The organism is Streptomyces sp. NPDC057474, from assembly GCF_042802555.1.
Lineage (GTDB): Bacteria > Actinomycetota > Actinomycetes > Streptomycetales > Streptomycetaceae > Streptomyces.
In genome coordinates this window covers 26034-40927 of record NZ_JBHVDX010000075.1, presented here as the reverse complement: position 1 = coordinate 40927, position 14894 = coordinate 26034, and the positions used below count along the sequence as shown (strand labels likewise).

General features: G+C 73.2%; 9 protein-coding genes. 2 read left to right on the top strand and 7 right to left on the bottom strand.

From position 1 onward, the window contains the following. Nucleotides 1–2364: DUF6350 family protein (locus tag ACFU53_RS21950; RefSeq protein ID WP_383994844.1), on the bottom strand; the 2364-nt coding region annotated here is incomplete at its 3' end. 126 nt (nucleotides 2365–2490) lie between these two features. Between ACFU53_RS21950 and ACFU53_RS21945 the strand changes: the two genes are divergently transcribed. Then, entirely contained in the window at nucleotides 2491–3450 is a 960-nt protein-coding gene (locus ACFU53_RS21945) for an RNA polymerase sigma factor (RefSeq protein WP_383994841.1), read from the top strand. 165 nt (nucleotides 3451–3615) lie between these two features. Here ACFU53_RS21945 and sucD read toward each other — a convergent pair whose 3' ends face one another. From sucD to ACFU53_RS21915, 6 genes are all read right to left on the bottom strand, one after another. Continuing rightward, nucleotides 3616–4500: a succinate--CoA ligase subunit alpha gene (gene sucD / locus ACFU53_RS21940; protein ID WP_383994838.1), complete on the bottom strand. Its 885-nt coding sequence runs from the start codon at nucleotides 4498–4500 to the stop codon at nucleotides 3616–3618. A 21-nt stretch (nucleotides 4501–4521) separates the two neighbouring features. Then, entirely contained in the window at nucleotides 4522–5700 is a 1179-nt protein-coding gene (gene sucC, locus ACFU53_RS21935) for an ADP-forming succinate--CoA ligase subunit beta (protein ID WP_383994835.1), read from the bottom strand. 769 nt (nucleotides 5701–6469) lie between these two features. After that, nucleotides 6470–7612, bottom strand: a complete 1143-nt coding sequence (locus tag ACFU53_RS21930) for a hypothetical protein (RefSeq protein WP_383994832.1) — start codon at nucleotides 7610–7612, stop codon at nucleotides 6470–6472. Nucleotides 7613–7887: 275 nt separating this feature from the next. Continuing rightward, the gene (locus tag ACFU53_RS21925; protein ID WP_383994829.1) at nucleotides 7888–9099 is read right to left on the bottom strand and encodes a VWA domain-containing protein; all 1212 of its coding nucleotides are present in this window, start codon (nucleotides 9097–9099) and stop codon (nucleotides 7888–7890) included. A 157-nt stretch (nucleotides 9100–9256) separates the two neighbouring features. Beyond that, entirely contained in the window at nucleotides 9257–11848 is a 2592-nt protein-coding gene (locus ACFU53_RS21920) for a DUF5682 family protein (protein WP_383994850.1), read from the bottom strand. Between the two features lie 236 nt (nucleotides 11849–12084). Further along, nucleotides 12085–13239: an AAA family ATPase gene (locus ACFU53_RS21915; protein ID WP_383994826.1), complete on the bottom strand. Its 1155-nt coding sequence runs from the start codon at nucleotides 13237–13239 to the stop codon at nucleotides 12085–12087. Nucleotides 13240–13372: 133 nt separating this feature from the next. On the opposite strand from ACFU53_RS21915, the gene ACFU53_RS21910 reads away from it, so the two are divergent. Then, nucleotides 13373–14749 carry an SWIM zinc finger family protein gene (locus tag ACFU53_RS21910; protein WP_383994823.1) on the top strand — a complete coding sequence of 459 codons (1377 nt, stop codon included), beginning with the start codon at nucleotides 13373–13375 and terminating at the stop codon, nucleotides 14747–14749. The last annotated feature ends 145 nt before the right edge of the window (nucleotides 14750–14894 follow it).

Sequence of the window (14894 nt, the reverse complement as noted above, 5' to 3'; positions counted from 1 at the left end):
GGGGGGGGGGGGGGGGGGGGGGGGGGGGGGGGGGGGGGGGGGGGGGGGGGGGGGCCGGGGGGGGGGGGGGGGGCGGGGGGGGGGGGGGGGGCCGGGGTCATACGCCTGGCCGGAGGCGGATGCGGGGCCGCCGAATACGGGGCCGCCGGATACGGGGGCAGGGCCAGAAGCGAGGCCGGGGCCGGAGCCGGATGCGGGGCCGAGGCCAGAAGCGGGGCTGGAGCCGGACACATGGGTGGGGCCGGAGCCGGAGCCGGAGTCAGGGGTGCGTTCGTGCTCGTCTCGGCCTGTCGAAGACACCTCGCGCAACGCAGCCCAGCGGGCCGCGCGGGAGTCCGGGTCCCAGACGGGCGGGAGCACGGGGGCGGCGGACTCATAGGCGTACGGATCGAGGGCGTCGTACGGAGCAACGACGCCGCTGCGACTGACGCTGGGGCCGGAGCCGACACTGGGGCTGGACCCAAGGCCGGAACCGACGCCGGCGCTGGCCCCAAGGCTCGTGCCGACGCCGGCGCTGGACCCAAGGCTCGTGCCGACGGCGCCGAGGGTGGACGTGGGGTCGGTCGGCGTCGGCCGCTCGGCCGGACGCCGCTTCGCTCTGGAGAGCCACGCAGCGAACCGGCGTGAGTGCTTCGGAAGGGGTTGAGACTGTGGCAAGAGGGTCGACGCCGTTGGCTGATCGGCGGCTCGGGACCCGGTTCGGGGCTCACCCCGCGCTCCCACCGGCGTCACATCCTGCCCGTGGCGCCCACCCGGGAACGCCTCGGCAGCTGCCGTCCGCCGGTCGCCGAGGAGCTCCCCACCCACGGTCGCCCTCGGCCCGCGCCGGAACCCCCCGGACGCCGCCGACCTCTTCCGCTGTCCAGGCCCCTCGGCCCCCGGCACCGCCGACCTCTTCCCCGGCCCGGTCCCCCTGGCCACAGGCACCGCCGACGCCTTCTTCCGCGCGCCCCCCTCGACCACATCCGCTCCCTTCCGGGCCCGCACCCGCCACCACCGCGCCACCAGCGCCACCGGCACACCCACCACGCCCACCCAGGCCCCGGCCGCGCCGCCCGCCTGCCACCACACCGGTCCGAAGTCGGCCAGAGCGGCGACGCCGAGGGAGCCGCCGGCGAGGAGGGTGAGGAGGGCGAAGGCCGCTGCGGAGACGAGGGCCGCAAGGAGGGCCGCGGCGGCCGTCCGTCGCGCGGACCACGGCGCCGTCCGGTCGGCGTCGGCCCGCGCGGCGATGAACCAGCCGACCGTCACGCCCGCGGCGAGGGGCACCGCACCCACCGCCCAGTACACCGGCGTACCCCCGCCCGCCGGGACGGCCGCGAGCAGGGGGAACGGGGGCAGGAGGACGGCCGGGGCGGCGGCGTACAGCGGGGCGGTGGTGTGTCCTGCGCCCAGCACGAAGCCGGGGCCGAGGGCGTAGGCCGCCGCCCACAGCGCCGCGTTCGGGATGAGGGCGAGACAGAGCAGCAGCACGGCGAAACGCCCGGACAGTCCCTCGGTGAGCTGGAGGAAGGAGTCACGGGCCGCGCCACCGTGCCAGACCAGGGACACGGCCACCAACAGTGCGCCGCCACCGGCCAGCACGAGCACGCCCGCCCCGCCGGCCCGTCCGGCGGCGGCCGCGAGGTGCCGTCGGCCCTCCGTCTCCGGGGCACGGAGGAACGCGGGCAGGGGCAACCGGGGGCGCCCGCGCGCCGCCCACACTCCCGTGCCCGCCGCGAGCGCCGCGAGCAGCGGTACACACAGCGTGGCCCACAGCCACGACGGCCGCAGCACACCACCCGAGGCGTACAACGTGACCGCCGCGCCGACGGTCGCGTAACCGATGACGAGCCCGGCCCACGTCGCACGGGCGCTCACCCCGGAACCGTCGCCCGCGTGGTCGCGGGCCGAACGGTGCAGCAGGACCGCCGGCAGGGCGAGCAGGAGGAGAGGGACGAGGCCGACCGGGGCGGGGTCGCCGGAGAGCGTGTCGGTGCGGACGAGTTCCACGCCGTGGGAGAGCAGCCACAGCGCCGCCGCCACGTGCAGCGCCCCGCCGGGCCCGCTGTCCGGGTACGGCGAACTGATCCACAGCACCGTCAGGAGGGCGACGAACGCCCCGAGTCCGAGCCCCGCCGCCAGGGCCCCGCCCAGCACCCCGTTCACGAGCTTGGACGACCGGCCGCGCGCCCGCCTCAGCAGCAGGGACAGCGGAGACCGTGGCGACGACGAGTACAGGGATGCCGTCGTCGCCATGGGCCTCATGGGCGCCCCGGATGCCGTGGGAGGTGCCGCCCGGCCGTGGTCGGCGGGGTGGTGGCCCGGCCCCGCGGTCGGGTCGGTCGGGTCGGTCGGGTCGGTCGCGTGTGTCACGTCGGCCATGCTCCCAACGACACGCGCTTTACCGGCGTAACGAAGGATTCGCGCACGTGTCGCTCAATATGTGCTTATGTGCTTTTTCGTACGAGGGTTGGTCCGTCGGGGGTCTGTACGGCGTGAGGCAATCCGGTGACCGAGGCGGGGGCCGGAGCCGGGGAAGGGGCCGGGACCGGGACCGGAGCCGGGGCGGAGGCCTCCGGCGAACCGTCCGTCCGGAGCGGGACCGAGTGGTACCAGCAGCCCCTCGGCGCGGACGACGGCGCCGACGATCCGGACCTGGCCCCGCCGCCCCTGACGCCCGGCCAGGCCTTCGACGCGCTCTACGCGTACTGCGCCCCCACCCTCGTACAGCAGACCTATCTGCTCACCGGGCGGCGCCTCCTCGCGCGCGAGGCGGTGGAGCGCGCCTTCCAGCTCGCCTGGCACCACTGGCCGGAGGTGGCCGTCGACCGCGACCCGGCGGGCTGGGTGCGGGCGGCGGCCCACGAGTACGCCCTCTCCCCCTGGCACCGCCTGCGCCCCCGCCCCCGCCAACGCCTCGAACCACAGCCGACCGACCCCACCGGCCGCGCGCTGCTGACCTCGCTCCTGGAACTACCGCCCCCGTACCGCCGCACCCTGCTCCTCTACGACGGTGTCGGCCTCGACCTGCCCGACACGGCCGCCGAGACGGAGGCGAGCACGCCCGCTGCGGCGGGCCGACTGCTCTACGCCCGCGCGGCCGTCACGGCGCGCCTCCCGGAGCCGGTCGCACCCGACGACCTCAACCGCCTCCTGGTCCGGCTCCCTTCCGACATCCACCCGGGCCCCACCAGACCGCTCGCCCTCCGCGCCCGAGCCGACCTACGCGCCCGCCGCTGGATTCACGCCGCCATCGCCTTCACCACTCTCCTCCTCACCACCACCGCCCTCACCCTCCACACCGCCCCCGACCACTACGAACCCCCGATCCCTCCAGGCGCCCCGGTCCACGGCATCCCCCCGAAAGCAGCCCCCGGCCCCCTCTCCCAGCCCCAACAAAAACTCCGAGCGAAACTCAGATCAGAAACAGCCACCGGCCCAGAACGCCTGCACCCGGAAGCCCGCTGAGCCTCGCACCCGTCGCGCCCCAACTGTGAGCAGTCGTGTTACGCCCCGCTCCTCCACCCACTCCAGTGGAGCGCGCCGCGCAACCGAGCCGCACCCGGAAACGCCAGCGGGCCCGCACCCCAGACAAGGGGTACGGGCCCACAAGAGGCTCAGCCGAGCAGAAGATCAGCCGCCGAGGATCTCGCGCGCGAGCTTCGCCGTCTCGGTAGGCGTCTTGCCCACCTTGACGCCCGCGGCCTCGAGGGCCTCCTTCTTCGCGGCGGCCGTACCGGAGGACCCGGAGACGATGGCACCGGCGTGGCCCATGGTCTTGCCCTCGGGCGCGGTGAAGCCGGCGACGTAACCGACGACCGGCTTCTTCACGTTCGCCTTGATGAAGTCGGCGGCCCGCTCCTCCGCGTCGCCACCGATCTCACCGATCATCACGATGAGGTCCGTGTCGGGGTCGGCCTCGAACGCGGCGAGCGCGTCGATGTGCGTCGTACCGATGACCGGGTCGCCACCGATGCCGACGGCCGACGAGAAGCCGAGGTCACGGAGCTCGTACATCATCTGGTACGTCAGCGTGCCGGACTTCGAGACGAGACCGATACGGCCCGGCTTGGTGATGTCACCGGGGATGATGCCGGCGTTCGACTGACCGGGGGTGATCAGACCCGGGCAGTTCGGGCCGATGATCCGGGTCTTGTTGCCCTGCGACACGGCGTACGCGTAGAACGCGGCGGAGTCGTGGACCGCGATGCCCTCGGTGATGACGACCGCGAGCGGGATCTCGGCGTCGATGGCCTCGACGACGGCGGCCTTGGCGAAGGCCGGCGGTACGAAGAGGACGGACACGTTGGCGCCCGTCTTCTCGATCGCCTCGGCGACGGTGCCGAAGACCGGGATCTCGGTGCCGTCGACGTCGACGGTCGTGCCCGCCTTACGGGGGTTCACGCCACCGACGATGTTCGAGCCGTCGGCCAGCATGAGCTTGGTGTGCTTCATGCCCGTGGCACCGGTCATGCCCTGGACGATGACCTTGGAGTCCTTGTTGAGGAAGATAGCCATGGCTGTTCTGTCCCTCGTCCCTTACTTCGCAGCCGCGAGCTCGGCGGCCTTGTCGGCCGCGCCGTCCATGGTGTCCACGCGCTGGACCAGCGGGTGGTTGGCGTCGGAGAGGATCTTGCGACCCAGCTCGGCGTTGTTGCCGTCGAGGCGGACGACGAGGGGCTTGGTGACTTCCTCGCCCTTGTCCGCGAGCAGCTGCAGCGCCTGCACGATGCCGTTGGCGACCTCGTCACAGGCGGTGATGCCACCGAAGACGTTGACGAACACGGACTTGACGTCCGGGTCGCCGAGGATGATCTCCAGGCCGTTCGCCATGACGGCGGCGGAGGCGCCACCGCCGATGTCGAGGAAGTTGGCGGGCTTGACGCCACCGTGCGCCTCACCGGCGTACGCGACGACGTCCAGGGTGCTCATGACGAGACCCGCGCCGTTGCCGATGATGCCGACCTCACCGTCGAGCTTGACGTAGTTGAGGTTCTTCTCCTTGGCCGCGGCCTCGAGGGGGTTCGCGGCCGCGTGGTCGACGAGCTCCTCGTGGTCGGGGTGGCGGAAGTCCGCGTTCTCGTCCAGGGAGACCTTGCCGTCGAGGGCGATGACGTCGCCGGAGGCGACCTTCGCCAGCGGGTTGACCTCGACGAGGAGGGCGTCCTCCTCGATGAAGGTCTTCCACAGCGTCACCAGGACGTTGACGATCTTGTCGGCGACCTCGGCCGGGAACTTCGCGGCCTCGACGATCTCGCGGGCCTTCTCGGGGGTCACACCCTCGTTTGCGTCGATCGGCGTCTTGGCGACGGCCTCGGGGCGGGTGGCCGCCACCTCCTCGATCTCCATGCCACCCTCGACGGAGGCGATGGAGAGGAAGGTGCGGTTGGTCCGGTCGAGGAGGTACGAGACGTAGTACTCCTCGACGATCTCCGGAGCGGTCTCGGCGATCATCACCTTGTGGACCGTGTGGCCCTTGATGTCCATGCCGAGGATGTCCGTCGCGCGAGCGACGGCCTCGTCCGGGGTCGCCGCCAGCTTCACGCCGCCGGCCTTGCCGCGGCCACCGACCTTCACCTGGGCCTTGACGACGGACTTGCCACCGAGACGCTCGGTGGCTGCGCGGGCCGCCTCAGGCGTGTCGATGACTTCACCGGCCAGCACCGGTACATCGTGCTTGGCGAAGAGGTCCCTCGCCTGGTACTCGAACAGGTCCACGCGCGTCCGTCCCTATCAGTGAGCTAGCGGTTCGTTGGATGCGTGGGCGTGCCGCGAAGGGCAACGTGACGTCCGCCGAGAGTCACAAGGGAGGCGCACACGATGTCCGAGCGCGCGGCATGTCCGTCTCGCAGGTTATCGCTGCTTCCGGGAGCCCCCTAAATCGCGGGTCACACCTGAGCGGTGATACCTGTCACATGATGCCGCACTCACTGGCACCGCGTGCCGCGCATGCGGGACCTCACCGGACGGGGGTACGTCCGGTGAGGTCCCTACGAGGCCCTTCACCGACTCCGAAGGGCCCCCGGCGGGTGATCTTCTCCCCATCGGAGACCACCCGCCACCATCCCCCGGCGTCCACCCGGACCAGGCCGACGGCTTTCGGCCGTCCGGGTTTCAGCCGGAGGATCGGTTGTCCGTTACCGCCCCTACGGGGGCAGAGCCCGCGCTCCGGCGGCTGTCACGGCGGAGCGGCGGATGTTCTGGTTCACGCGTGCGTCAGTTCCTTCGGGAATCCGGGTCATGGGGAGCCGGGTGGGGGCCGTGGCCGGTGACGCCGCCTGGCGTCGGTGGTCCTGGAGTCCGGGACCCCCGGCTGTGCACCCGGCGCCATCGCGCCGTCATTTCGACGAGGTCGCGGTTCCGGCTCCGAGGGGCTGCCGTCCGGACCTCCGGAAGCCGGGTCTCCGTAAGAGGGAGGGACCTCCGGACGGCGGGCAGACCTGATTCGCCCCCGCGCGCCAGATACGGCGGGGGAAGAAGCCCGGCCCTAGCCGGGGAACTCGGGGATGTCCCGGTGCCGGTCCCGGGTCCCGTCCGCGGCGTCGACCGCGGGGGCGCCGGGCACGAGGCTCAGCGGTGCCCGGTCGAGAGAGGCGAGGGCGTACGGCTCGGCGTGCCGCGGCCCGCCGTTGTCGACGGTGGAATGCCGGCCGAGGGCGCCCGTCGGAAGACCGTCGGGGTTCTGCTGCGCGGGCACCCGCACGATGGGCGGGTCCCCGGCACCGGCGTCCGGGTGCGGAGCCGTGACGACCACCGCACCGCCGACCACCGCACCGCCGACCACGGCATTCGGCCCGTACACGACGGAAGCCGGACCGGAAGCCCGCTCGCCGTCACTCCCACTGTCACCGTCCTCGATCGGGCCCGGCCTCTCGGCCCCCGCCCGACCCGACTCCTGCGGCGTCACATCGACGGGCAGCGTCTGCACCGGCAACGTGGTCCACCCGGGCAGTTCCGGCAACTCCGGAAGCCCCGGCACCCAGGGCAGCGACGGCATCCCGTTCACCGGCGGAAGCTGCGACGGCACCCCGGCCAGTCCTTCGGTGACCGACTCCACGAGATCGCCCACCGGCACCACGACGTGCTCGACGACCGGCCGCAACACCGGATCGGTGACCGGCCGCAACACCGGATCGACGACCGGCTGCACGACGTTCTCGACGACCGGCTGCACGACCTGCCCGGTGACCGGCTGCACGACCTGCCCGGTGACCGGCTGCACGACCTGCCCGGTGACCGGCCGTACTACGTGCTCGGTCACCGGCCGCGACACCGGGTCGGCCACCGGCTGTACGACGTCTTCGTCGACCGGTCGAGCAACCTGCTCGATGACCGGCCGTACGGCCCGTTCGGTGACCGGCGCGACCACGTGCCGCGCGACCGGCTCGACGACATGTTCGTCGACCGGCGGCACCGCGTGGCCGACCGCCCCGAGAACTTCGGTGACGGCAGCGGAGAGGGGCGGCGAAGTCGGCGCCCCGTCCGCAGCGCTCGCCCGCGCTCCGCAGAGAACGCCCAGCACGAACAGCCCGCCCGCCAACACCGCCACCCGCACCAGACGGCGCCCGGCGGCCCCGCGCACCACGCGCAGGACGGCACCGGCACCGGGAAGCGCGGCTGCTGAAGTCAAGACCGGGACGACCCTCCCGTGCGGCGGAACGGCGGAGTACGGGGCGAAGATGCGCGAAATGCGAACACCGGTGTGAAGGCTGTGAAGCGTTGCCGATCCTCGCACGGGACTCCCGCCGTCGCGCAAGCCCCATGTCACCGACGCGTTCTCATGTCCGCTTTTCAACCTCCCTTGTCCGGTTACAGACTGCCGCCACGGTCACAGCCCCCGTCACACGCGACCCGCCCGAGCCGCGCACCCCGGCACGGCCGAACGCTCCGCCCCCGCGCACACCTTCACGCACTGTCCGGTATCGGCAACGGCCGCTTCTCGATCGCCGCCGCCATCACCTCCGGGAAGAGGTCGGGTGTGCAGGCGAACGCCGGTGCGCCGAGGGCCGCGAGGGCCGCCGCGTGCTCGCGGTCGTACGCCGGCGCCCCTTCATCGGAGAGCGCGAGCAGCGTCACGAACTGCACCCCCGACGCCTTCATCGCCGCCACCCGCTTCAGCATCTCCTCGCGTATCCCGCCCTCGTAGAGGTCGCTGATCAGCACGACCACGGTGTCCGCGGGCCGGGTGATCTGCGACTGGCAGTACGCGAGCGCCCTGTTGATGTCCGTGCCGCCGCCGAGCTGGGTGCCGAAGAGGACGTCGACCGGGTCGTCGAGCTGGTCGGTGAGGTCGACGACGGCCGTGTCGAAGACGACGAGCCGGGTGCTGATGGACCGCATGGACGCCAGCACCGCCCCGAACACGGACGCGTAGACGACGGACGCCGCCATCGACCCCGACTGGTCGATGCAGAGGACGACCTCCTTCTTCACCGACTGCGAGGCCCGCCCGTACCCGATGAGCCGCTCGGGCACGACCGTCCGGTACTCCGGCAGGTAGTTCTTGAGGTTGGCCGCGATCGTGCGGTTCCAGTCGATGTCGTGGTGGCGCGGCCGGTTGACGCGGGCGCTGCGGTCGAGGGCGCCGGTGAGGGTGGCCCGGGTGCGGGTCGCGAGCCGCTTCTCCAGGTCCTCGACGACCTTCCGTACGACGGCTCGCGCGGTCTCCTTCGTCGTCTCCGGCATGGCCTTGTTGAGGGAGAGGAGGGTGCCGACGAGGTGGACGTCCGCCTCCACCGCCTCCAGCATCTCCGGCTCCAGCAGCAGCGCGGACAGTCCGAGCCGGTCGATGGCGTCCCGCTGCATGACCTGGACGACGGAGGAGGGGAAATACGTCCGGATGTCGCCGAGCCAGCGCGCCACGGACGGCGCCGACGCCCCGAGCCCCGCCGAACGGTCCTGCCCCGCCCGCGACTTGTCCCCCTTCCCGTACAGCGCGGTCAACGCCTGGTCCATCGCCGCGTCCCGCCCGCCGAGCGCACACCCGGTACCGTCCGCCGAGTCCCCGCCGAGCACGAGCCGCCACCGCCGCAACCGCTCGTCGACCACGTCCGGGTGCGGGCTCAGAGCCGATTCCGGCCTCGCCGCTTGCGTCGCCCCTGTCGCCCCGGTCGTCATCCGCGCACCCCCGTACGAGGCCGGGCCCAGAGCGGGATCACCGGCACGGTCGTCGTGGGTGCGGCGCCGGACCGGAACCCGTTCCGCTGCCCGCACCCGCCCCCGGCATCCACTGTCGCGGCGGCCTGCCTCGGCGCGCTCGGTCCGTCGGTCGTCGTCATCCCGCCACCCCCACAAGGTCGTTGTCGTCGGAGTTCTCCAGGCCGTTGTTCTTCTCCAGGCCGTTGTTCTCCAGGCCGTTGTTCTCCAGGCCGTTGTTCTCCAGGTCTCCGTCCAGCCCCAGCAGCAGCCGCACCACCGGCAGCACCGCGTCCGCGCGACCGATGTCGAGCCCGTCGGCGAAGCCCGGTATGCCGGACCCGCCGGCCGCCGCGCTCTCCCGTTGCCCCGGCCCGCGTCGCACCAGCTCACCGAGTGTCCGGCGCGCCCCCGGCTCGTACGCCGAGAACGTCCGCCGCAGCAACGGCAGTACGTCCGTGAACGCGTCCCCCGGCACCCCGGTCAGCCAGGCGTCCACCAGGCCGAGGAGCCGTTCGTCGTGCACGAGCAGCATTCCGCCGCCGGAGCCGCCGCCGACGAACCCCTCGATCCACGCCGCCGCGTCCGCCGGCGCCGTACCCGGCGACAGCACGAGCCCCATGAGCCGCGCCGCCTCGTCCTGCGCCAACTTCCCGTCGTCCAGCAGGAGTCGCACGGCTCGCCCCCGGATGACACCCGGCACCGTGTCCCGCCCGGAGAGGATGTGGAGCACCGTGTGCCAACGGCCCCGTATGCCGCCGTTCGGGCCGGTGTGCTCCCCCGTGACGGCGTCGCCGAGCAGTCCCACCGCCCCGTGCACGGCGTCCACATGGCGGCGCATCTCCTGTGCCGCCTCCGTGTCGAGCGCGGCGCAGGCGGGCGGCAGCCCGACGAAGACGCGCTCGGCGAGTCCGGCGGCGACCTCGGCCAGCGCCCGGGTGTCGGTGGCGCGGACGTCGCCGTAGCGGAGGGAGCGGACCAGGGCCGGCAGCGCCTGAGCGAGGTGGCCGACGTCGGCGTCGAGGGCGGCGCGGTCGGCGAGCACGCGCATCACCACGGGCAGGGCGTCGGGGAGTTCGGCGAGGAGGCAGCGCTCGGCGAGGCCGGTCACGTCGGCGAGCGAACGGGCCGTGACGGCGTCCGCCTCGGCCTTGGCGGTCGTCGCGGAGAGCACGGTGGTCCCCCAGACCCCGGCCTCGGCGACCCGCACCGACAGCTCCGGCTCCCAGCACAGCCGCCAGGTCTCCCGGAACGTGCCCGTGCTGCCGCGCGAGGCCGTCGGCTCGCCCCACTCGACGCCGAGCAGCCGCAACCGGTGCAGCAGACGGCTGCGCTCCGCGTCGTTCTCCTTCCGCAGGTCGAGCTCCAACTCCCGCTCCAGCGCCTCCGGCTTGAGCCGCAGCCGCCGCTGCAGCCGCGTGAGGTCCCGCTGCAACGGCACCGCCGGTGCCGACTCGGGCACCTCTCCCAGGACGTCGCCGACCACCAGCCGGTCGTGCACCAGCGACAGCGGGACGTCCGAGCCGTCGCACATCACCGCCCGTACGGCGTCGGTGGTCTCGGTCAGGCCCGGCAGCGGGCGCCCGCGCATCGCGGCGAGCGTCTCGGCCAGCCGTACCGCCTCGATGACATGCGCGGAGGAGACGATCCGGTCCTCCTCGCGCAGCAGCCCCGCCACCTTGGTCAGCCACCGCTCCACGGGACGGTCGGGCGCGCCGAACAGATGCCCGTACCAGCCCGGCGAGTCGATCCCCGCCCCGTAACCACTGGCCCGGGCGAGTCTCCGGTTCGTCCACGGCACCCAGGTCATGTCGGCCTTGACCTTGGGCAGCCCCTTCAGCAGTGCCCGGTCGGCGGCCACGGTCCGCTTCTCCCGCAGCGCGGGCACATGCCAGGCCCCGCACACGACGGCCACGCCGTCGTCCCCGAACTCCTTCTGCGCGGCCCGCATCTGCAGCCGCATGTACGCCTCGCGCACCGGATCCCGGTCGCGCCCCCCGGTCCCGAACACCTCCCGCAGCGCCCCCATGGCCTCCTCCAGCACGGCGAACGGCGCGAAGACGTCCCCGCCCGTCCCCCTGTGCTCGACCACGTCCTCCCACCACCGCTCGGCGTCGTCATAGCCGGCGGCTTCAGCGAGCGCGGCGAGCGGATCACCCCGAACAGCCTCTTCCGCGGCCCTCTCAGCCGAAACAGCCTCTTCGCCCGCTTCCCCGGGCGGGGCCACCTCCTGGGGCGCCGCCTCGCCCAAGCCTTCACCCAAGTCCTCGGTCGAGACCGCCCGGTCAGCCGATTCCCCTGCCCCGGTCGGCCCCTTGCCCGGTGCCGTTCCCTCGGTCGCCACCTGCGGCCGCGTGGTCCGCCCGTTCGGCTCGGTGGCGGCGGCCTCCTCCCTCCCCCGAGCCAGCGAGTGCGTGGCCGGCAGGTCGATGAAGCGGGCCGGAACGCTGTTGGCCAGGGCCCAGCGGATGGCCACCCACTCCGGGGAGAACTCGGCGAGGGGCCAGAAGGCGGAACGGCCGGGCTCGTCGACCGCGTGGGCGAGGAGGGCGACCGGGGGCCGCATGTCCTCGTCGGCGGCGAGCGGGATGAGCGCGTCCGCCTCCGGAGGCCCCTCGATCAGCACGACCCGGGGCCGGGCCGCGTCCAGCGCGGCCCGCACCGCCCGCGCCGACCCCGGCCCGTGATGCCGCACACCGAGCAACAACGCCCCACTACCGACCGCCCGCACCCCGCCGTCCGCCCCCGCCTCGACGTGCGCCGCCTCCGCGCCGCCGACCGCATCCGCCCCGCCGTACGTCTCCACCTCAGCGGGTGTCTTCAGCCTGCGATCCGCCTCGCCTTCGGCGTGCGACTCCACCCCGCCACGCACGCCCACCCCGCCACACGCCTCTGCTCCGGCCGCCCGGCCCGCCCCGTCGGCCGGAACGCCGCCGGCCTTCCCCGTCGCTCCCTCGCCTCGCCCCGTCACGCGCTCGCCTCGCGGCAGGCGCGGTAGAAGTCCGTCCAGCCCTCGCGCTCGCGAACGACCGCCTCCAGGTACTCCTGCCAGATGACGCGGTCGGCGGCCGGGTCGCGGACGACGGCGCCGAGGATGCCGGCGGCGACGTCGGAGGCGCGCAGGACGCCGTCGCCGAAGTGGGCGGCGAGAGCGAGCCCGTTGGTGACGACGGAGATCGCCTCGGCGGTGGACAGCGTGCCGCTGGGCGACTTCAGCTTCGTACGGCCGTCCGTCGTGATGCCGTCGCGCAGCTCGCGGAAGACCGTGACGACACGGCGGATCTCGTCGACGCCGTCGGGCACGGCCGGCAGGTCGAGGGAGCGGCCGAGCTGGTCGACGCGGCGCGAGACGATGTCGACCTCGGCGTCGGCGCTCTCCGGCAGCGGCAGCACGACGGTGTTGAAACGGCGGCGCAGGGCGCTCGACAGGTCGTTCACCCCGCGGTCGCGGTCGTTGGCCGTGGCGATGAGGTTGAAGCCCCGGACGGCCTGCACCTCCTGCCCCAACTCCGGTATCGGCAGCGTCTTCTCGGACAGGATCGTGATCAGTGTGTCCTGGACGTCGGCCGGGATGCGGGTCAGCTCTTCGACGCGGGCCGTCATGCCCTCCGACATGGCCCGCATGACGGGGCTGGGCACGAGGGCGTCGCGGCTCGGGCCGTGGGCGAGCAGCCGCGCGTAGTTCCAGCCGTAGCGGATCGCCTCCTCCGGTGTGCCCGCCGTGCCCTGCACGAGCAGTGTGGAGTCGCCGCTGACGGCCGCCGCCAGGTGCTCGGACACCCAGGTCTTGGCGGTACCGGGCACCCCGAGCAGGAGCAGGGCGCGGTCGGTGGCGAGGGTGGTGACGGCGACCTCGACGATACGGCGCGGCCCGACGTACTTCGGCGTGATCACCGTGCCGTCCGGGAGCGTCCCGCCGAGCAGATACGTGGCGACGGCCCACGGCGAGAGCTTCCAGCGGGCGGGCCTGGGCCGGTCGTCCTGGGCGGCCAGCGCGGTCAGTTCACCGGCGAAGGCGTGCTCGGCATGCGCCCGCAGCACCTCGCCGCCCGTACGCGCGTTCGCGGGCGCGGACTGGTTGTGGCTCGGGTCGACAGTGGTCGTTCCAACGGACGCAGGCATGGCTGAGTCCCCCTCCAGCTCGGCCGGTTCGGATCTGCTGACCACACTGCACCACGCCACTGACAATCCAGTCTGACCTGCGGAAATTGGATCGCGCAAGCCAATTGTCAGTGGTGGGATCTACCTTCAGAACATGACTCAGCAGGGGGTGCGCTGGACGGCTGAGCAGGTGCTGGCATTGGCACCTGACGCCACGTCGCGCAAAGCCGGAAGCAAACTCGGCGCGGCCGGGCCGTGGTCGGAAGCAGGCACTTCGGACGAGGGGACGGTGTGGGGACTATGCAAGGGCAGTGGCAGCAAGCCGTATCAAACAGTGATCGACGTCGCGGACTCCGCCGGGCCCGCCTACAAATGCAGTTGTCCGAGCAGGAAGTTCCCGTGCAAGCATGCGCTGGGGCTGCTGCTGCTCTGGGCGGGCGACGACACGGCGGTGCCGTCCGGGCAGGCACCGGACTGGGCGGAGCAGTGGCTTGCCGGCCGCCGCACGCGCGCAGCGGAGAGGACGACGAGGACGGACGCGGCATCTGGGGCCACGTCCGCTGACCCCGAGGCGGCGCGTCGCCGAGCGGAGCGGCGCGCCGACCGGATCACCGCGGGCGCGGCGGAGCTCGAACAGCGCCTGACCGACCTGTTCCGCGGCGGCCTGGCCGCCGCGGAACAGGCGGGGTACGCGCTGTGGGAGGAGACGGCGGCCCGCATGGTCGACGCCCAGGCCCCCGGACTGGCGGCGCGGGTACGGGAATTGGGTGCGATACCGGGCTCGGGCCCCGGCTGGCCGGTCCGCCTTCTCGAGGAGTGCGCCCTCCTCCATCTCCTCGACCAGGGCTGGCTGCGCCGCGATCGTCTCCCGGACGTCCTCGCGGCCACGGTCCGCTCCCGGATCGGCCTGCCCGGCTCCCCGGACGGCCCACCGGTCCGCGACCGCTGGCTGGCCCTCGCCCAGTACGACACGTCCGACTCCCGCCTCACCACCCGCCGCATCTGGCTCCACGGCACCGACTCGGGCCGCACGGCACTGCTCCTCTCCTACGGAGCCGCCGGCCGCGCCCCCGAGCTGTCGCTGCCGGTCGGGCTGACCTTCGAGGCGGAGGTCTCGGCATACCCGGGAGCGGGACAGCTACGGGCGGCCCTGGGCGAGCGATTCACCGCGCCCGAACCGATCGCCGTACGACCGCCGGGGATCACTCCGTCCGAAGCGGCGGCTCGATACGGCGCGGCCCTCCGGGACGACCCCTGGCTCGACTCCTACCCGGTCACCCTCACCCGCGTCATACCCACCCCGGCCGGCGACTCCTGGCAACTGGCCGACACCGAAAGCGACCTCGCCCTCCCCCTCACCCCCTCCGCCCTCTCCCGCCCCGGCCTGTGGCGCCTCATCGCTCTTTCCGGCGGCACACCCGTCACGGTCTTCGGCGAGTGCGGCCACCGCGGCTTCACACCGCTGACGGCGTGGGCGGAGCAGCCAGAGGGCGCACAGGGGGCGATCGGGCAGGCAGTGGCGCTGTGTTGAGGGGAGGCTGCCGCTGGGCAGGGGTCGCCACCGCGGCGGGCAGCGGCAACGGTGAGAGTGGCGGCAGCGGTGAGAGTGGCGGTCCGTCGCGTACGGCTGCCGCCTCCGCGTCCAGCTTGGCCACGGGGCCTCCTCACATCCTCGC

What these genes read in the sequence shown, in the direction of transcription:
- sucD (WP_383994838.1), bottom strand. Translation starts at nt 4,500, where the DNA reads ATGGCTATCTTCCTCAACAAGGACTCCAAGGTCATCGTCCAGGGCATG.
- ACFU53_RS21925 (WP_383994829.1), bottom strand. Translation starts at nt 9,099, where the DNA reads ATGACGACCGGGGCGACAGGGGCGACGCAAGCGGCGAGGCCGGAATCG.
- ACFU53_RS21915 (WP_383994826.1), bottom strand. Translation starts at nt 13,239, where the DNA reads ATGCCTGCGTCCGTTGGAACGACCACTGTCGACCCGAGCCACAACCAG.
- ACFU53_RS21910 (WP_383994823.1), top strand. Translation starts at nt 13,373, where the DNA reads ATGACTCAGCAGGGGGTGCGCTGGACGGCTGAGCAGGTGCTGGCATTG.